The following is a 17,410-nucleotide window of genomic DNA, read 5'->3' on the forward strand; positions in this document are numbered from 1 at the left end:
GCGCGGACTGCTGGGCGATCTGCTGCTGCAGGGTCTGCTGCTGGTCGGTGGCCTCGGTGGTCTGCTTCTTGAGCCGGGCGAGGGTGAACGACCCTTCGTTCAGCGCGGTGTTGAGCATCAGCAGCCCGAGCAGCCCGGCCGACAGCAGGGCGACCACCAGCACCGCGAACGGGGTGCGCCCCCGCATCGAGCGCGCTCCGGGCCGGACGGTGATCCGCGCCCTGCCCCCCTGCCCGGGGACGTTCCCCCGGGTCCGCTCGCCGGCCACCGGCACCGCTCCACTCCCCTCGCTCCGCTGCTCCCGGCGGCTGGCTACCTCCGGGTCCGTCTGATCCTCTCCGCCACGCGCAACCGTACGGGCGCGGCGCGCCGGTTCTCCTCGATCTCCTCCTCGGTGGCCAGTTCGGCTCCGCGGGTGAGGAGCTTCAACCAGGGCTGGAGCTCCTCGGGGATCACCGGCAGGCCCGGTGGGGCGGTGGAGGTGGCACCGGCCTGGAAGTACTGCTTCACCAGGCGGTCCTCCAGCGACTGGTAGGACATCACCACGATCCGGCCGCCCACCGCGAGGGCGTCCAGCGCTCCGGGGATCGCCCGGTCCAGCACCTCCAGCTCGCCGTTGACCTCGATCCGCAGCGCCTGGAAGGTCCGCTTGGCCGGGTTGCCGCCGGTGCGCCGGGTGGCCGCCGGGATGGCGTTGCGCACCAACTCCACCAGACGCGCGCTGGTGGTGAACGGTTCCCGTTCGCGTTCGCGCAGCACCGCGGAGGCGATCTTCCCGGCGAACCGCTCCTCGCCGTAGACCTTGAGGATCCGGGCCAGGTCGCCGTGGCTGTAGGTGTTGAGCACCTCGGCGGCGGAGATGCCGCGGGTCTGGTCCATCCGCATGTCCAGCGGGGCGTCCTGGGCGTAGGCGAAGCCGCGGTCGGCCTCGTCCAGCTGCATCGAGGAGACGCCGAGGTCGAACAGCACGCCGTGCACCTCGGGAACGCCCAACTCGTCCAGGACGCGCGGGATCTCGTCGTACACGGCGTGCACCAGGGTGGCCCGGTCGCCGAACGGGGCGAGCCGCCGCGCGGAGAGCTCCAGGGCCTGCGGGTCGCGGTCGACGGCGATCAGGCGGACGTCCGGGAAGCGGGTCAGCAGGGCCTCGCTGTGGCCGCCCAGGCCCAGGGTGGCGTCCACCACGACGGCGCCGGGCGCCGAGATCGCCGGAGCGAGGGCGTCCAGGCAGCGCTCCAGCATCACCGGGACGTGCCGGGGGGCGGGGCTGTCGGTACTCATAGGGGGCGGGGCCCTTCCTCAGGTGCGGTGTGGCCGGGCCATTCTCGCGCACCGGGCGGGTCGGGCCGCACGCCGCCCGTGGTCCCCGCCCGCTCGCTCGGGGGAAGGAGCGACCGCCCGGCACCGGGGAAGGTGCGCCAGGTGGTCACGGAGCGGGAGGAGGCCGCGGGCTGCGTACGGGCGGGCCGACCCGGCGCGGAGAGCGGCCGCACCGCCCGGTTGCCGGGCGCCGTCCGCCGTGCTCCACTGCGCCTGCAGCCTATCGTCCGCGCTCCGGCAGTCAACGCCCCGCTCCGGCGCACCACCCGGGCGGCGGTATCGGTTTGCGCAGGTCGGGCCGGTGGGCGGGGGTCCGCGGGGCGGTGCGGGGGCGGTGGCGGGCGGGGCGCGGGACCGGGGCGGGCGCGCCGGGCGAACCGGGGCGAAGCCGTCCGAACGGGCCGGTCGGCGGACGGCGGCCGCACCGCCGCGCGGAATCCGCCGCCCCCGGAGGAAACCGCGGGGGCCGGGCCCTCGTCCCAAACCGGGACAGCCTTCGCGTCTCGCCCGGGCGGGTGACTTCTGGCCGTGCGACAGGGAAGAATGCGCCACGTATTCGGGGTGGGCCGGGCTCGAACCAGCCGCCCGGCGACTGTGCAACATGGGAGCTTACGGGTGACGACCATCAACGGACAGGGCACGGAGCAGCCGGAGTCGGGCCGCCACGACCGGCGGGAGGCGGTCGGGATGGCGGAGCTGGCGGCGGTGGTCGACCGGGTCCGGAAGTCCGTGGAAAGCGTGATCGAGGGCAAGCCGGAGGCCGTCCGGATCGCGCTCACGGTGCTCCTCGCCGAGGGCCACCTGCTGCTGGAGGACGTGCCGGGCGTCGGCAAGACCATGCTCGCCAAGGCGCTGGCCCGCTCGGTGGACTGCACGGTGCGCCGCATCCAGTTCACCCCGGACCTGCTGCCGTCCGACGTGACCGGCACCAACGTGTTCGACCAGCACCAGCGGGACTTCGAGTTCCGGCCCGGCGCGATCTTCGCGCAGATCGTGGTCGGCGACGAGATCAACCGGGCCTCGCCGAAGACCCAGTCCGCGCTGCTGGAGTCGATGGAGGAGCGCCAGGTCACCATCGACGGCACCACCCACGAACTGCCCTCGCCGTTCATGGTGATCGCCACCCAGAACCCGGTCGAGATGGAGGGCACCTACGCCCTGCCCGAGGCCCAGCGCGACCGCTTCATGGCCCGCATCTCGATCGGCTACCCCAGCGCCGAGGCCGAGTTCGCGATGCTCGACCTGCACTCGGCGGCCAACCCGCTGGACGACCTGCAGCCGGTCGCGCACGCCGCCGACCTGCTCAAGCTGATCGAGCTGGTGAAGACCGTGTACGTCGCCGACCCGGTCCGCCGGTACGCCGTCGACCTGGTCGCCGCCACCCGCACCAGCCCCGAGCTGCGGCTCGGCGCCTCCCCCCGGGCCACCCTGCACCTGGTCCGCGCGGCCCGCGCGCACGCCGCCCTGGAGGGCCGCGACTACGTGCTCCCGGACGACATCCAGGTGCTCGCCGCCCCCGTGCTGGCGCACCGCCTGCTGCCCACCTCGGAGACCCAGCTGAGCCGCCGCACGGTCGAGCAGGTCGTGCTCGACCTGGTGGCCCGACTCCCCATCCCGCGTCCGCAGGGCCGCTGAGGTGGCGCGCACCGCCCGTGCCTCCGGGGTGCGCGCCGCGCTGCGCGGGCTCACCACCCGGGGGCGCTCCTTCCTCGCGGCCGGGCTGACCGCCGCCGTCTGCGCGTTCGTGTTCGGCCAGGCCGCCCTGCTCCAGGTCGGCGTGCTGCTGGCGGTGCTGCCGCTGGCGGCCGCCGCGCTGCTGGTGCGCACCCGCTACCGGGTCGCCTCCGGCCGCCGGCTCAGCCCGCAGCGGGCCGCGGCCGGGCAGGAGGCCCGGGTGCACCTGCGGCTGGACAACGTCTCCCGGGTGCCCACCGGCCTGCTGCTGCTGGAGGACAAGGTCCCGTACGTGCTGGGCCCGCGCCCGCGCTTCGTGCTGGACCGGGTCGAGCCGCGCGGCTTCCGCGAGGTGTCCTACCGGGTCCGCTCCGACCTGCGCGGCCGCTACCCGCTGGGCCCGCTGCAGCTGCGGCTGTCCGACCCGTTCGGGATGTGCGAGCTGACCCGCGCGTTCAGCGCCGCCGACGTGCTGACCGTCGTCCCGCAGGTCCAGGACCTGCCGCCGGTGCGGCTGCCCGGCGAGTCCGCCGGGCAGGGCGACTCCAACAGCCACACCCTGGCGCTGGCCGGTGACGACGACGTCATCCCGCGCGAGTACCGGCACGGCGACGACCTGCGCCGGGTGCACTGGAAGTCCACCGCCCGGTACGGCGAGCTGATGGTGCGCCGGGAGGAGCAGCCGCTGCAGGCCCGCGCCACCGTGCTGCTGGACACCCGGGAGACCGCGCACCGCGGCTCGGGTCCGGCCTCCTCGTTCGAGTGGGCGGTCTCCTGCGCCGCCTCGGTCTCGGTCGACCTGGTGCAGCGCGGTTACCGCACCCGGCTGCTCACCGACACCGGCTTCTCGGTGCCCGACCCGGGGGCGAGCGGCGGCGCCAGTGCCGCCGAGTCCGTCGGCATGCTGCTGGACTCGCTGGCCGTGGTCGAGCACTCCGACGGCGGCACCCTGGCCCGCGCCGAGGAGGTGCTCCGGCTCGGCGGCGAGGGCCTGCTGGTCGCGGTCGTCGGCGAACTGGACGAGGAGCAGGTCGAGCGGCTGGCCCGGCTGCGCCGGCGCACCGGCGGCGCCGTCGTCCTGCTGCTGGACACCGGCACCTGGGCGGGCCTGCGGCACCTGCTGCCGGAGACCGGGGACGAGCAGCTGACCGCCCGGGTCACCCGGCTGCGCGAGTCCGGCTGGACCGTGCTGCCGGTGCGGGCCGGCGACTCGCTGCCCGCCCTGTGGCGGGCCGCGGACCGCACCCAGAACACCACCGTTCCCTACCGAGACGAGGTCGGCGCGTGACCACCCGGGCCAAGTTGACGCTCTGCGCGGCCCTGGCCACCGCCCTGGCGGCGCTGTGCCTGTCCCCGCTGTTCCAGGACTCCTTCGCGTTCGCCCCGCACGGGCTGCTGATGATCGCCGTCGCGGCCGGTGCCGGGGCCGGGCTGCGCGCCCTGCCGCTCCCCCGGGCCCTGGTGCCGCCGCTGCAGCTCCTCGTGGTGCTGTACGTGCTGCTGCTGACCACCGTGCAGTCCGCGATGACCGCGGGCCTGCTGCCCGGCCCGAAGGCGCTGGACGCGGTGTCCACGCTGCTGAGCAGCGGCGGCAGCGACATGCAGGAGTACGCGATCCCCGCCCCGGCCAGCGACGGCCTGCGGATGATCGTGGTCGGCTCGGTCGCCCTGGTCGCCGTGCTGGTCGACACCCTGGCGGTCACCTACCGCCGGGCCGCCGCCGCGGGCCTGCCGCTGCTGGCCCTGTACTCGGTGGCGGGCGGCCTGGCCGATTCGCCGGGCGGCATGTGGCTGTGGTTCCTGTTCGCGGCCGCGGGCTACCTGACCCTGCTCTACACCGAGGGCCAGGACCGGCTCACCCGCTGGGGCCGGGTCTTCCACGGCACCGGCCGCTCCGCCGTGGCCCTGTCCAACGGCGGCCGCCGGGTCGGCGTGATCGCGCTGGCCGCCGCCGTCCTGCTGCCGGTGCTCGCCCCCGCGGTCGGCACCGGCCTGTTCGACAAGGTGGGCAACCACGACGGCGGGGGCGCCGGCAACGGCAAGGGGACCGGCGGCGAGCAGTCGCTCAACCTGGTCGTCGCGCTCACCGCCAACCTGCGCTCCACCAGCGACACCGAGCTGCTGACCTTCTCCACCGACTCGCCCGACGCCGACCAGCTCTACCTGCGGGTCGCCGCGCTCAGCGAGTTCAACGGCCAGGAGTGGCTGACCGGGGACCAGGACCCGGAGCCGGTGCCCACCACCATGCCCGCCCCCGAGGGCCTCTCCCCGAACCTGCCGACCACCCCGGTCCGCACCAACATCACGGTCTCCGACCAGCTCAACACCACCTGGCTGCCGATGCCCTACCCGATGTCCTGGGTGGAGCTGCCGAACAACGCGAACTGGCGCTTCGACCCGGTCGGGCGCACCGTCAACGGCACCAACGGCCAGAAGAGCAAGGGCCTGCAGTACTCCGTCGGCTCGGTCACCGTCAACGCCACCCCCGCCCAACTGCGCGGCGCCGGCGCCGCCCCGGCCGACATCACCGACCGCTACCTGGGCCTGCCCGCCAACCTGCCGTCCGTGGTGGCCGAGACCGCCCGGGACGTCACCAAGGGCAAGACCACCCCGTACGACCAGGCCGTCGCCCTGCAGCAGTACTTCACCAGCGGCAGCTTCACCTACGACACCAAGATCGACGCGCGCACCGGGCCGGACGCCATCGCCAAGTTCCTCCAGGACAAGGAGGGCTTCTGCGTCCACTTCGCCGCCACCATGGCCGCGATGTCCCGCTCGCTGGGCATCCCCGCCCGGGTCGCGATCGGCTTCACCCCGGGCGCGGGCAACGGCACCGACCGGGTGGTGCGCAGCTCCAACTACCACGCCTGGCCCGAGCTGTACTTCAACGGCTACGGCTGGATGCGCTTCGAGCCCACCCCGAACCGGGGCAGCACCCCGCTGTACTCCGTGCAGCAGACCGCGCCCACCAGCGCGCCCAGCGCCGCCCCCAGCAGCGCCGCGCCGAGCGCGCAGCCCTCCGCCCAGCCGTCCGCCTCCAGCAGCTGCCCCCCGCAGCAGCACAAGATCGGCGACTGCGCGGACGAGAGCGTCGTGGTCGAGCACAGGACCGTCGGGACGCCCTGGTGGCGGACCTGGCCCGCGCTGGTCACCGGCCTCGCCGTCCTGCTGCTGCTCGCGGCGCTGGCCTTCCCGATGCTCTGGCGCACCAGGCTGCGTCGACGCCGCCTCGGCGCCGGACGCCACCTGCCCGGCGCGGGCGGGCCGCCGCTCACCGACGAGCAGGTGCTCGCCGCCTGGGCCGAGCTCGTCGACTCCGCGTGGGACCTGGGCATCCCGCCGGACGAGGCCCGCACCCCGCGCAGCGCCGTCCGGCGGCTCGCCGAGGACGCCCGCCTCGACGCCGACTCCGCGGCCGCCGCGGGCCGGGTCGCCCTCGCCACCGAGCGCGTCATGTACGCCCGCGCCTCCGACGCGCCCCCGCACCTGGGCGGCGACGTCCGCACCGCCCGCGAGGCGCTGCGGGTCCGTGCCACCCGCGCCCGGCGCCTGCGTGCGCTGCTGCTGCCCGCCTCCGCGGTGCGGCTGTGGTGGCGCGCCCAGGACCGCGCCGCGGCCCGCCGCGAGCGCACGGCCGAACGGGTGGCGGCGCTCCGCGCGGCCGTGACCCGGCCGTTCCGGCGGCGCCGGAAGGACGGCTGACCCGCCGGGGGCGCAAGCGAAAGGATCCGCCTCGGGGAGAGGGTCGCTCTCCCCGAGGCGGATCCTTCACGTTGCGTTCGGGTCGCTGCTACAGGCCGCTCTGCTCGTCGCGGCGCCGCTGCCAGCGCTGTTCCATTCGATCCACGACGCCGGACTTCCGGCGTGGCGCGGCCGCCTGCCGTGGTCCGTGTCCGGCCGGGCCGCGCCGCCACGCGGTGACCGCGAGGACCGCACAACCAAGCATCACCAGGAACCCCACCACACTGACCCAGATGACCTGCGCGACCAGGCCGCCCATGAGCAGCGCGATGCCTGCCACGAACCCCGCCACGGCCAGGTAGACCCGCCGACGGGTGTAGGTGTGCAGGCCGGTTCCCTCGAGCGCTGACGCGAACTTGGGATCTTCGGCGTACAGCGCTCGCTCCATCTGCTCGAGCAGTCGCTGCTCGTGCTCCGAGAGCGGCACGGAGTCCTCCTACTCGTCGGTCGCGGGGCGACCGGTCCGCCACCCCTGGCTCGGGCCTGTGTGGTCCATATGCCCCACGGGTCTGGCCGTCATGCTTACCGGCTTTACCCAGATCATACGGTCCACGGCCGCGGTTCGGCGTGGTCAATCAGGCGTGGCTCGGGCCACCTCGTCGGGGCCCGCACCCCCTGCAACGAGCGGAGGGCCCGCTTGGTGCCCCCCGCGGAGGGTCAGATCGCCTCGGCCAGCAGGTGGAGCTGGGTGGCCACGGCGTGGAAGGCGGGCTGCTCGGCGGCCGCGAGCTCCAGCTTGAGCAGGGCGTCCAGCGCACCGGGCTCGGTGTCGACCAGGACACCGGGGACGAGGTCGGCGAAGACCCGGATGCCGTGCACCGAGGTGACCCGCAGCCCGGCGGCGGCGGCCAGGGCGTCCAGCTGCTCGCCGGTGAAGCGGCGGGGCATCGGGTCGCCCGCGCCCCAGCGGCCGTCCGGGGCGTCCAGCGCGGTGCGGGCCTCGGTGAACTGGCCGGCCACCGCGCGGGCCAGCACCGCGCCGTTGCGGTTGGCGGCGAGCAGGCTGACCAGGCCGCCCTTGCCCAGGGTGCCGACCAGGTTGCCCAGCGCCTCCGCCGGGTCGTCGACGACCTCCAGGACGCCGTGGCACAGCACCGCGTCGACCGATCCGGCCGGGACGAGGTCGGGCAGCGTCTGCGCGTCGCCCTGGACGGCCCGGACCAGCTCGGTGACCCCGGCCTCGGCGGCCCGGCGCTCCAGCGCGAACAGCGCGTCGGGGCTCGGGTCGACCACGGTGACCCGGTGGCCGAGCCTGGCCACGGGCACGGCGAAGTTGCCCGTGCCGCCACCGGTGTCGACGACCTCCAGCACCGGCCGCCCGAGCTCGGCGGAACGCCGCTCCAGCGCCTCCCGCACCACCTCCCACACCACGGCGGTACGCAGCGCACTGCGGGGACGAGTCGGATACAAGGCGGCACCCCTCTTGGCAGGTCTTCCACGGCGGGAACGCCTCCACCTTATCCGCCGTGACCGGACGGCCGGGGTGCGCGCAGCGCCGGGCGACCGGGCCCCTCAGGGGTGCAGCGCCAGTATTCGCTCCACCATCCGCAGGTACAGGGCGGTGTTGCGGATCAGGTCGTCCGCGTCCCGCTCGCCGGCGGCGCCGGTGATGCCCGCCTCGGCGGCCGCCCGGCGGCGCGCCCCGGCCGCGAAGTAGGCGGCCCACTCGGCGAGTTCGGGGGCGACCTCGGGCAACAGCTCCCACGCGGGGCGGATCGCCTGGCGGCGGCGCGGGTGGCGCACCGGGCGGCCGCGGACGGCGAGCACTGCGGCGGTGGCGCGCAGCGCGGCGAGGTGGGCGGTGGCGTAGCGCTCCAGCGGGTCCTGTCGACTGCGGGCGTGCACCAGGGTGCGGTGCGCGTGCCGGAGCAGTTCGAGCGCGGCGGGCGGGGCGGAGCCCCGGCGCAGCACCGGGTGGACGTCGCTGCCGCGGGTGCTGGGCAGGACGGGCTGATCGACGGCAGGGCGGGCGACAGGCTCAGGACGACTGATGGTCATGGGTCTCCCCCGTTCACTCCGGACCTTGCCCGGACCGGCTGGTCCGCGCATGCATCCATCGTGAACGGGGGGTCTGACAACTCGGGGCCCCCGGCCCCGTCCCGTCGTCCCCCGCGGCCGGACCCCGGTTCCCCCCCAGGGGGAGGGGGCCGGGCTCCGCCGCCCCGTGTCGGCGGTGCCCGGCCCCCTCGTTCCGGCCGCTGGTCGCGCTCCGGGCCGTGGTACCGGCCGCCGTTCCCCCTGAGCGGCGGCCGGGCCCCGAGCGCTTCCGGGCGGCTCCGCCCGGCGGCGGCCTTCCCGGTGCGCACCACTCTGCCGTCACGCGGGGGCCGCCGGTATCCGTGCGGGTACTCAACCGGTCGTCTGAGTACGGATACTCAGGCGCCGCCGCCGCTCCGCCCTCCCCCGCCGCGCCCCCGGCCGGGTACGGTGTGCGCGTCCCGCCCGAGGGCCGGGCGGGAGGCGTCGAAGGGGGCCGCCGTGGGGGCCGTTCCGCTGATCTTCACCAGCGGCTGGGCGAGCGGGATCAACGCGTACGCCGTGGTGCTGCTGCTGGGCCTGTTCGGCCGGTACGGCGGGGCGGACTCGGTGCCGCCGGTGCTGGAGCGCACCGACGTGCTGCTGGCGGCCGGGGCGCTGTTCCTCTGCGAGGCCGTGCTGGACAAGATCCCGTACGTGGACACCGTCTGGGACGCCGTGCACACCGTGATCCGCCCGATCGCCGGGGCGACGGTCGGCGCGCTGCTGGCCGCGCACGACCCCGGCTCGCTGGGCGAGGTGGCCGCGGGCGCGGTCGGCGGGACGACGGCCCTGCTCAGCCACGGCGTCAAGGCGGGCCTGCGGATGGCCGTCAACACCTCCCCCGAACCGGCCTCCAACATCCTGCTCAGCCTGGCCGAGGACCTCTCGGTGGCCGGCCTGGTCACCCTGGCGATCTTCCACCCCTGGCTGGCCGCCTCCGCCGCGGCCGTGCTGCTGGCCCTCGGCGTGCTGGTGGTGTGGTTCGCGGTGACCCGGATCCGCCGCTTCTGGCTCCGCCGCCGGGAACGCCGCGCGGCCCGGCGGGCCGGGGTGGTGGCGACGGGCTAGGCGGGACGGCCGACCGGCGGGACGGCCGACCGGCGGGGGCGCATAGGATCTTCTGCCATGGCTCGGATCATCGTCGTCGGTGCAGGCATGGGCGGTCTGGCGGCCGCCTCCCGGTTGGCCACCCTCGGGCACCGGGTGACGGTGCTGGAGGCGGCCGCGACGCACGGCGGACAGGTGGGGGCGTACCGGCGGGAGGGGTTCGGGTTCGACACCGGGCCCGGGCTGCTCACGCTGCCCGCCGTCTACCGGGACTGGGCGCTGAAGACCGGGCGCGAGCCGCTGGAGCAGCTGGTCGGGCTGCGGCCGGTCGACCCGGAGAGCCGCCACCTGTTCCCGGACGGCACTGAACTGCTGCTGCCGAACGCCTCCCGGGGCGGGGTCGGCCAGGCGCTGGACGCGGCGTTCGGGGCGGGCACCGGGGCGCGCTGGGGCGAACTGGTCAACCGGGGCCGCACGGTGTGGGAGGCGACCCGCCGCCCGCTGCTGGAGGAGCCGCGTCCGGCGGTCGACCCGGCCGACCCGTACCCGGTGCCGCCGCGCCGCGGCCTGTCCCGGCTGCTGCCGCGCGGGCGGCACACCCTGGGCGACGTGGCCCGCGAGCTGGGCGGCGGCCCGGGCCCGGCGGCGCTGCTCGGCGAGTACGCGCTGCGCCACGGCCTGGACCCGCTGGACGCGCCCGCCTCGGCGACCGTACTGCCGTACATGGAGCAGTCGTTCGGCGTCTGGTACGTGGACGGCGGCCTGCGGGCGCTCGCCGACGCGGTGTTCGAGCGGTGCGGGAAGCGCGGGGTGGAGTTCCGCTTCGACACCCCCGTCCGGGCCCTGGAGCAGGACGGCGAGCGGGTGGTGGGCGTGCGCACGGACGAGGGGGTGCTGACGGCGGACGCGGTGCTCTCGGCGGTGCCCGGGTTGGGCGTCGCCGCTCCGGCCGGGCCCGCGCCGGGCCGGTTCACCGTGCTGCTCGCGCTGGACGGCGCCCGTCCGGCGGGCACCGCACACCGCACCGTGGTGCACGCCGCGGACGGGGCCGCCGAAGCCCGGGCGGTGTTCGCGGAGCGGACGCTGCCGACCCGGCCCACCGTACAGGTGCTGCGCCCGGACGACCCCGCGCTGGTGCCCGGCCCGGACGCGGAGGCCGCCGTGCTGACCGTCACCGTGCCCGGCGGACTCGCCCTCACCGACGCCCAGCAGGACGCCTACGCCGGGGAGTTGCTCGCCCACCTGGCCGCGTCCGGCCTCGACCTGCGCCCCCGGCTGCGCTGGCGGGAGACCCGGCTGACCGCCACCCTCCCGCCCCCCTCGCTGGCCGGCGGCCGCCTCGCCCAGGCCAACCGGCCCGGCCCGGCGGGCCTGTACCTGATCGGCGCGCACGCCCACCCCGGCGGCGGGCTGGCCCGGGTCGGGATGTCCGCCTCGATCACCGCCGGACTGCTCGGACCGGCCTGACGGGACGTCAGTACTGCTGCTGGTAGTACCAGTTCTGGTCCTGCTGCGGCTGTTGCTGCTGCGGGACGTAGGGCTGCTGGTACTGCTGCTGGGTGTAGGGGTCCTGGTAGACCGGCTGGCCGTACTGGTCGTAGCCGATCAGCTGCAACTGCGGCTGCTGGACGTACTGTTGCTGCTGCGGTTGCTGCGGGACGTACTGCTGCTGGTACCGGTAGCCGTGGTCGGACTGCTGCACGTAGCCGTACTGCGGCTGCTGCGGGACCTGGTGGGCGACCTGCTCCTCGGCGTACACGCCCGCGTCGAGCTGCTGGAACTCCTCGTACCCGGCGGACTGCTCGCCGTACGGGTCGTGCACCTCGTCCTCGACCGGGCCGACCTCGCCGACCGGCACCACCGGCTCCGCGACGGCCTCGGCGGCGGCCGCCCCACCGGTGGCCGCGGCCAGCAGCGGGACCTTCGCCAACGGCCCGGGCAGTCGGCCGTCGGCGCGGCGCAGCGACCAGCCCACCGGGCGGCCGCGCCGGACCGAGTTGGTCACCATCAGCTGGCCCAGCCCGAACCCGGCCGCACCCGCCACTATCACCGCCACCGAGGAGGACCGCATCCCGACGACCACCCCGAGGAAGCCCAGCAGCGCGAGCGCCCGCCAGTGCAGCGGGGCCCGGTTCTGCAGCAGCAGTTCGGCGGTCAGCCAGAGCGCGACCAGGGCCAACGCGCCGTAGAGGAGCAGGTACCCGATGCCCATCCCGCAACCTCCAGACGCCACCATCACCGCGCGGTTGCGGGCGACTGTACAGCCTCCGGGCGAACACCACCGCATCCCGGACCGCACCCGCACGACGGCCGCGCGCAGCGCCCCGCGGCGGCCCTCGCTCAGCGGGTGTGCAGGCCCAGGTTCTGGTAGATCTCCAGGGTCGAGGTGGAGTGGTTCAGCGTGATGAAGTGCAGCCCCGGGGCGCCCTCGGCGAGGAGGCGTTCGGCCATGGCGGTGGCGTGCTCCAGGCCCACGGCGCGGACGGCGGCCGGGTCGTCGACGACGGCCTCCAGCTTGCGGCGGAAGTCGTCCGGGAAGGCCGAGCCGGACAGCTGCGGGAAGCGCACGAGCTGGCGGCTGTTGGTGACCGGCATGATCTCCGGGATGATCGGCGTGTCGCAGCCCGCCGCGGCGACCCGGTCGCGCAGCCGCAGGTAGTCCTCGACCTCGAAGAACATCTGGGTGATCGCGTAGTCCGCGCCCGCCCGGCACTTGGCGACGAAGTGCCGGATGTCCTCGTCCCAGTTCTCGGAGCGCGGGTGCATCTGCGGGAACGCCGCGACGCCGACGCAGAAGTCGCCGATGCCCTTGATCAGTTCGACCAGTTCGGCGGCGTAGCTGACGCCCTCGGGGTGGCGGACCCACTCGCCCATCGGGTCGCCGGGCGGGTCGCCGCGGACCGCGAGCACGTTGCGCACGTTCTGGTCGGCGTACTGGCCGATGATGTTGCGCAGTTCCGCGACCGAGTGGTCGACGGCGGTGAGGTGGGCGACCGGGGTCAGGGTGGTCTCGGTGGCGATCCGGCCGACCAGGTCGACGGTGCGGCCGCGCGAGGAGCCGCCCGCGCCGTACGTCATGCAGACGAAGTTGGGTTCCAGGGATTCGACCCGGCGGATCGCGTCCCAGAGCTTGCGCTCGCCCTCGTCGTTGCGCGGCGGCATGAATTCGAAGGAGAAGGAGCGGTCGCCGGCCGCCAGCAGGTCGCGCACGGTCTGCGCGCGGTCGCTTCTGGTGGTGGGAATCCCGAGTGCCATGCAGGAAGGTTATCCGTCGGCGGCTCGGCGCGGACACACTCCGTCCACCCGCTGAGACGTCGTGTGGGATTTTCGGCCGAACGGTTCGGGGCGGCCGGGCGGCGGGTGGAGCGGGTCACCCCGGCGGGAGCGTTAATCTGACTGTCAGCCCCACGATCCGGAGTCTCAGGTGCCCTCCTCCATCCGCCTTCCCCGCAACCCCGTCGACGCGGAGGACGTGCGCGACCGCGTGAACCGCGCGCTCGGCGCGTTCATGGTCGAGCGGGCGGCGCTGCTCTCCGGCATCTCCGAGCAGCTCGGACCGGTCTCCGACGCGCTGCGCGACTTCCTGCTGGACGGCGGCAAGCGGCTGCGTCCCGCGTTCTGCTACTGGGGCTGGCGGGCCGCCGGGGGCGCCGCGGACGAGCCCGGCATCGAGCGGGCCGCCGCCGCGCTGGAGCTGCTGCAGGCCAGCGCCCTGGTGCACGACGACCTGATGGACCGCAGCGACACCCGCCGCGGCCTGCCCGCCGTCCACCGCCGCTTCGAGAACCTGCACCGGGCGGGCGGCTGGCGCGGCGACCGCGAGCAGTACGGGGCGTCCGCGGCGGTGCTGCTCGGCGACCTGCTGCTGATCTGGTGCGACGAGCTGTTCCAGCGCTCCGGGCTGCCCGCCGCGGCCGTGGCGGCCGCCAAGCCCGCCTTCGACCTGATGCGCACCGAGGTCATGCTCGGCCAGTACCTGGACGTGCTGGAGCCGGTCGCGGGCGACTCCACCGACGACGGGGCGGTCGACCGGGCCCGGACCGTGCTCCACTACAAGTCCGCGAAGTACACCATCGAGCGCCCGCTCCAGGTCGGCGCGCTGCTGGCCGGGGCCGCCCCCGGGCTGGTCGACGCCCTCGGGGGCTTCGGCCTGCCGCTGGGCGAGGCGTTCCAGCTCCGCGACGACCTGCTGGGCGTCTACGGCGACCCCGCCGTCACCGGCAAGCCCGCCGGGGACGACCTGCGCGAGGGCAAGCGCACCCTGCTGGTCGCGCACGCCATGCGCGGCCTCGGCCGGGCCGACGCCGCCCACCTCGACGCCCGGCTCGGCGCCCCCGGCCTCACCGCCGGGGAGATCGCCGAGCTCCGCGACCTGATCACCCTCAGCGGCGCCCCGGACCTGGTGGAGGCCCGGATCGACGCGCTGCTCGGCGAGGCGCTGGACGCCCTGGACGCGGCCCCGATCGCCGACGGGCCGACCCGCGGGGTGCTCCGGGCGCTGGCCGGGGCCGCGACGGTCCGCAAGTACTGACGGGGGGCCTCAGGCGGCCGGGCGGCGCCACCAGCGGCGCGAGGCCAGGGCGGCCAGCGCCGCCCCGCCCGCGTTCAGCAGCACGTCGTCCACCGAGGAGACCCGGTCCAGCCGCAGCACGTACTGGGCGGCCTCCACCAGCACCGAGCAGGCCGCGCCGAGCGCCAGCACCCGCCACACCGAGGCGAGCGCGGCGAACCGCACCGGGGCGAGGAAGCCCAGCACCGCGAACACCAGCATGTTGCCGACGATCTGGGCCACCGCGGTGGCGGGCGGCCCGGCGCCGACGATCTCGGCGATGTCGTGCAGCGGCACCAGGGTCACCCGGCGGCGCGGGCCGCCCGGGTCGACGCCCGGCAGCAGGATCATCCGCACCCAGGGCAGCGTCCCGTACACCATGCCGACCTCGGCCAGCGCCGAACGCCGGGCCCACCCGGGCTCGACCCCGGCGGCCCGGCGGCGCCCGGCCAGTGCCCGCACCGCCAGCGCGGCCACCGGCAGGGCGGCCACGGTCAGGAACACGATGCCGTTGGCCGTGCCGACCCAGCCGTGCCACCCGGCGTGGTGCAGGGGCCGCTGGGCGAGGAAGGCGACGGCCGCCGCCGCGAGCAGCGCGGGGGCCAGCAGCAGGGCCCGGCGGGTGCGGCGGGCGGGCGGGGCGGTGTGGTCCATGCCTGCACGGAGTGCGGAGGGGCGCCGCGCGGTTCCCGGGCGGGGGCGGCCCCGGCCCTCCCCGCCCCGGGCGGGGCGCAGGGGGCGGGGGCCGGGGGCCTCAGGGACGGAGGCGGGCGGCCAGGGCCGCGGCGGCGGCGCCCGGGTCCTCGGCGGCGGTGAGGGCGCGGACGACGACGATGCGGGTGGCGCCCGCGTCCAGGACCTGCTGGAGGTTGTCCTGGTCGATGCCGCCGATGGCGAACCAGGGGCGCTCGGGGCGCTGCGCGGCGGCGTAGCGGACCAGGTCGAGGCCGGGGGCGTGGCGGCCGGGCTTGGTGGGGGTGGGCCAGACCGGGCCGGTGCAGAAGTAGTCGACGCCGGGTTCGGTGAGGGCGGTGTCGACCTCGCTCTCGGCGTGGCAGGAGCGGCCGATCAGCACGTCCTCGCCGAGGATGCGGCGGGCGACGGCGACCGGCAGGTCGTCCTGGCCCAGGTGCAGCACGTCGGGGCGGGCGCCGTACGCGACGTCGGCGCGGTCGTTGACGGCGAGGAGCCTGCCGTGGCGGCGGGCCGCGTCGGCGAAGACCTCCAGGTGCTCCAGTTCCTGCTTGGCCTCCAGGGCCTTGTCGCGGAGCTGGACGACGTCGACGCCGCCCGCGAGCACCGCGTCCAGGAACTCGGGCAGGTCGCCCTGTTCGCGGCGGGCGTCGGTGCAGAGGTAGAGCCGGGCGTCGGCCAGCCGCTGCCGGGCGGTGGGCGCGGCCGTCACAGGGCCATGGCCTGGGCGCGGCGCTTGACCTCGGTGGCGCGGTTCTCGCGCAGGGCCTGGATCGGGGTGCCGGGCAGGGAGTCGTCCTCGGTGAACATCCACTCCAGGATCTCCTCGTCGGAGAAGCCGGAGTCGCGCAGCACGGTGAGGGTGCCGACCAGGTGCTTGACCGGGCCGTCGTCGGCGACGAAGTCGGCGGGGACCTGCAGGGAGTTGTTCTCGCCGCGGCGGACCGCCAGCAGGGTGCGGTTCTTCACCATGGCGCGGACCTCGGTGATCACCACGCCCCAGCGCTCGGAGATGTCGGGCAGGTACAGCCACGCGGGGACCAGGGCGTCAATCTTGGGATCAATCTCGCTCACGGTCCCCAGCCTACCGAGCCGCTACCGGGTCGCCGCCTTCAACGGGACGGCGGGGTCGGCGGCCCGGGCCGGGTCGAGGGCGCCGCCGCGTTCGACCAGGCGGCGGCCCTGGGCCAGGTCGCGCGGCCGGTCGACGGCGAGCAGCGCGACCAGGGCGCCGTCGCGCAGCCACAGCACCGTCCAGTCGGGGTCGGACGGGGAGCCGCGCCACAGCAGGTGGTCGGCCCCGGCGTGCCGCCCGGCGTACTGGACCGTGCGGCCGAACTGCTCGGACCAGAAGTACGGGACGGGGTCGTACGGGGCGTCGAGGGTGCCGAGCAGGGAGGCGGCGACGGCGGCGCCGGAGTGCAGGGCGTGGTCCCAGTGCTGGACGGCGAGGCGGGCGCCGGAGCGGGCGGAGGGGTAGGAGGTGCAGTCGCCGGCCGCCCAGACGCCGGGCAGGGCGGTGCGCAGCCGGTCGTCGACCGGGACCGTGCCGTCGGGGTCGAGGGCGAGCGGGCCGCCCACCAGCCAGTCGGTGGCGGGGCGGCCGCCGATGCCGACCACGACCTCGTCGGCGGGCAGGTGGGTGCCGTCGGCGAGCAGCACGCCGTCCTCGTCGGCGCCGGTGACGGCGGCGCCGCAGCGCAGGTCGACGCCCGCGGCGGCGTACCAGTCGGCCATCAGGGCGCCGAGCTCGGCGGGCAGGGCGCCGGCCAGCGGGGTGGCGGCGGCCTCCAGGACGGTGACCTCGCAGCCGAGCTGCCGGGCGACGGTGGCGGTCTCGGCGCCGATCCAGCCCGCGCCGACCAGCGCGATCCGGCGGCCGGGGGTGAGCGCGGCGCGCAGCGCGTGGGCGTCGTCGACGGTGCGCAGGGTGCGGGCGCCGGGCAGGTGGGGCAGCGTGCGCGGTTCGGCGCCGGTGGCCACCACCAGGGCGTCGTACGGGAGTTCGCCGCGGTCGGTGTGCAGCAGGCCGGGCTCCAGGCCGGTGGCGCGGCGGCCGGTGAGCAGGTCGACGCCGAGCCCGTGCCAGTCGATCTCGAAGGCGGTGGCGTCGGCCTTGCCGAGCAGGACGTCCTTGGAGAGCGGGGGGCGGTCGTACGGGAGGTGGAGTTCCGCGCCGACCAGCGCGAGCGGCCCCCGCCAGCCGCCCTGGCGCAGGTTCAGGGCGGTCTGGGCGCCCGCCATGCCCGCTCCGACCACGACGACCCGGTCCGTTGCCCTCAGCTCAGCCACGCCGTCCACCCTAGCCGGGCGCGGACGGTGTCCACGCTGCGTACGCGCCTTCTGGCCCGGCTCGGCCCGGCGTTA

The 17,410-nt window shown here is 75.7% G+C and carries 16 protein-coding genes and 1 pseudogene; 6 read left to right on the forward strand and 11 right to left on the reverse strand.

Annotation, left to right across the window (positions count from 1 at the left end; genetic code table 11):
- A pseudogene (locus QSK52_RS26045) lies at window positions 1-187 on the reverse strand (cell division protein FtsL); the annotation flags it as partial.
- Window positions 188-312: 125 nt separating this feature from the next.
- Window positions 313-1,281 carry a 16S rRNA (cytosine(1402)-N(4))-methyltransferase RsmH gene (gene rsmH, locus QSK52_RS26050; RefSeq protein WP_285738595.1) on the reverse strand — a complete coding sequence of 323 codons (969 nt, stop codon included), beginning with the start codon at window positions 1,279-1,281 and terminating at the stop codon, window positions 313-315.
- A gap of 726 nt (window positions 1,282-2,007) precedes the next feature.
- Between rsmH and QSK52_RS26055 the strand changes: the two genes are divergently transcribed.
- From QSK52_RS26055 to QSK52_RS26065, 3 genes are read left to right on the forward strand one after another with little or no spacing between them, the layout of a single operon-like run.
- Window positions 2,008-2,955: an AAA family ATPase gene (locus tag QSK52_RS26055; protein ID WP_285738712.1), complete on the forward strand. Its 948-nt coding sequence runs from the start codon at window positions 2,008-2,010 to the stop codon at window positions 2,953-2,955.
- A 1-nt stretch (window position 2,956) separates the two neighbouring features.
- The gene (locus QSK52_RS26060) at window positions 2,957-4,282 is read left to right on the forward strand and encodes a DUF58 domain-containing protein (protein WP_285738596.1); all 1,326 of its coding nucleotides are present in this window, start codon (window positions 2,957-2,959) and stop codon (window positions 4,280-4,282) included.
- Window positions 4,279-6,696 (forward strand): DUF3488 and transglutaminase-like domain-containing protein, encoded by a 2,418-nt coding sequence (locus tag QSK52_RS26065; RefSeq protein ID WP_285738597.1) that lies wholly within the window; start codon window positions 4,279-4,281, stop codon window positions 6,694-6,696. The genes QSK52_RS26060 and QSK52_RS26065 overlap by 4 nt, the downstream gene beginning before the upstream one ends.
- An 88-nt stretch (window positions 6,697-6,784) precedes the next feature.
- Here QSK52_RS26065 and QSK52_RS26070 read toward each other — a convergent pair whose 3' ends face one another.
- The 3 genes from QSK52_RS26070 to QSK52_RS26080 form a co-directional block, all read right to left on the reverse strand.
- Window positions 6,785-7,162, reverse strand: coding sequence for a DUF3040 domain-containing protein (locus tag QSK52_RS26070; RefSeq protein WP_033256829.1), 378 nt, complete (start codon window positions 7,160-7,162; stop codon window positions 6,785-6,787).
- A 230-nt stretch (window positions 7,163-7,392) separates the two neighbouring features.
- Entirely contained in the window at window positions 7,393-8,145 is a 753-nt protein-coding gene (locus tag QSK52_RS26075; protein ID WP_285738598.1) for a methyltransferase domain-containing protein, read from the reverse strand.
- A 102-nt stretch (window positions 8,146-8,247) separates the two neighbouring features.
- Entirely contained in the window at window positions 8,248-8,733 is a 486-nt protein-coding gene (locus QSK52_RS26080) for an SAV_6107 family HEPN domain-containing protein (RefSeq protein WP_285738599.1), read from the reverse strand.
- Window positions 8,734-9,213: 480 nt separating this feature from the next.
- On the opposite strand from QSK52_RS26080, the gene QSK52_RS26085 reads away from it, so the two are divergent.
- A complete protein-coding gene (locus tag QSK52_RS26085; protein WP_285738600.1) occupies window positions 9,214-9,822 on the forward strand; it encodes a DUF4126 domain-containing protein in 609 nt (202 codons plus the stop codon).
- Window positions 9,823-9,879: 57 nt separating this feature from the next.
- Window positions 9,880-11,268 carry a phytoene desaturase family protein gene (locus tag QSK52_RS26090; protein WP_285738601.1) on the forward strand — a complete coding sequence of 463 codons (1,389 nt, stop codon included), beginning with the start codon at window positions 9,880-9,882 and terminating at the stop codon, window positions 11,266-11,268.
- A 7-nt stretch (window positions 11,269-11,275) separates the two neighbouring features.
- Here QSK52_RS26090 and QSK52_RS26095 read toward each other — a convergent pair whose 3' ends face one another.
- The gene (locus QSK52_RS26095; protein WP_285738602.1) at window positions 11,276-12,013 is read right to left on the reverse strand and encodes a hypothetical protein; all 738 of its coding nucleotides are present in this window, start codon (window positions 12,011-12,013) and stop codon (window positions 11,276-11,278) included.
- Window positions 12,014-12,141: 128 nt separating this feature from the next.
- Window positions 12,142-13,056, reverse strand: a complete 915-nt coding sequence (gene metF, locus QSK52_RS26100; RefSeq protein WP_285738603.1) for a methylenetetrahydrofolate reductase [NAD(P)H] — start codon at window positions 13,054-13,056, stop codon at window positions 12,142-12,144.
- A 169-nt stretch (window positions 13,057-13,225) separates the two neighbouring features.
- On the opposite strand from metF, the gene QSK52_RS26105 reads away from it, so the two are divergent.
- Window positions 13,226-14,332: a polyprenyl synthetase family protein gene (locus QSK52_RS26105; protein WP_285738604.1), complete on the forward strand. Its 1,107-nt coding sequence runs from the start codon at window positions 13,226-13,228 to the stop codon at window positions 14,330-14,332.
- A gap of 9 nt (window positions 14,333-14,341) precedes the next feature.
- On the opposite strand, the gene QSK52_RS26110 is transcribed toward QSK52_RS26105, so the two are convergent.
- The 4 genes from QSK52_RS26110 to QSK52_RS26125 all read right to left on the reverse strand — a co-directional run bounded on the left by QSK52_RS26110 (window position 14,342) and on the right by QSK52_RS26125 (window position 17,344).
- A complete protein-coding gene (locus tag QSK52_RS26110) occupies window positions 14,342-15,004 on the reverse strand; it encodes a VanZ family protein (RefSeq protein WP_285738605.1) in 663 nt (220 codons plus the stop codon).
- 100 nt (window positions 15,005-15,104) lie between these two features.
- Window positions 15,105-15,755, reverse strand: a complete 651-nt coding sequence (gene thiE, locus QSK52_RS26115) for a thiamine phosphate synthase (RefSeq protein ID WP_285738606.1) — start codon at window positions 15,753-15,755, stop codon at window positions 15,105-15,107.
- Window positions 15,752-16,117, reverse strand: a complete 366-nt coding sequence (locus QSK52_RS26120) for an Rv2175c family DNA-binding protein (RefSeq protein WP_285738607.1) — start codon at window positions 16,115-16,117, stop codon at window positions 15,752-15,754. Before QSK52_RS26120 ends, thiE begins: the two co-directional genes overlap by 4 nt.
- Window positions 16,118-16,138: 21 nt before the next feature.
- On the reverse strand, window positions 16,139-17,344 hold the full coding sequence (locus QSK52_RS26125) for an NAD(P)/FAD-dependent oxidoreductase (RefSeq protein ID WP_285738608.1): 1,206 nt from the start codon (window positions 17,342-17,344) through the stop codon (window positions 16,139-16,141).
- Window positions 17,345-17,410 lie beyond the last annotated feature (66 nt).

The sequence above is a fragment of the Kitasatospora phosalacinea genome (genome assembly GCF_030268885.1).
In the GTDB taxonomy this organism is placed as follows: domain Bacteria; phylum Actinomycetota; class Actinomycetes; order Streptomycetales; family Streptomycetaceae; genus Kitasatospora; species Kitasatospora phosalacinea_C.

Excerpts from the sequence above, each read along its gene's own strand:
- rsmH (WP_285738595.1), bottom strand. The coding sequence starts at position 1,281 with ATGAGTACCGACAGCCCCGCCCCCCGGCACGTCCCGGTGATGCTGGAG.
- QSK52_RS26055 (WP_285738712.1), top strand. The coding sequence starts at position 2,008 with ATGGCGGAGCTGGCGGCGGTGGTCGACCGGGTCCGGAAGTCCGTGGAA.
- QSK52_RS26080 (WP_285738599.1), bottom strand. The coding sequence starts at position 8,733 with ATGACCATCAGTCGTCCTGAGCCTGTCGCCCGCCCTGCCGTCGATCAG.
- QSK52_RS26090 (WP_285738601.1), top strand. The coding sequence starts at position 9,880 with ATGGCTCGGATCATCGTCGTCGGTGCAGGCATGGGCGGTCTGGCGGCC.
- QSK52_RS26095 (WP_285738602.1), bottom strand. The coding sequence starts at position 12,013 with ATGGGCATCGGGTACCTGCTCCTCTACGGCGCGTTGGCCCTGGTCGCG.
- metF (WP_285738603.1), bottom strand. The coding sequence starts at position 13,056 with ATGGCACTCGGGATTCCCACCACCAGAAGCGACCGCGCGCAGACCGTG.
- QSK52_RS26110 (WP_285738605.1), bottom strand. The coding sequence starts at position 15,004 with ATGGACCACACCGCCCCGCCCGCCCGCCGCACCCGCCGGGCCCTGCTG.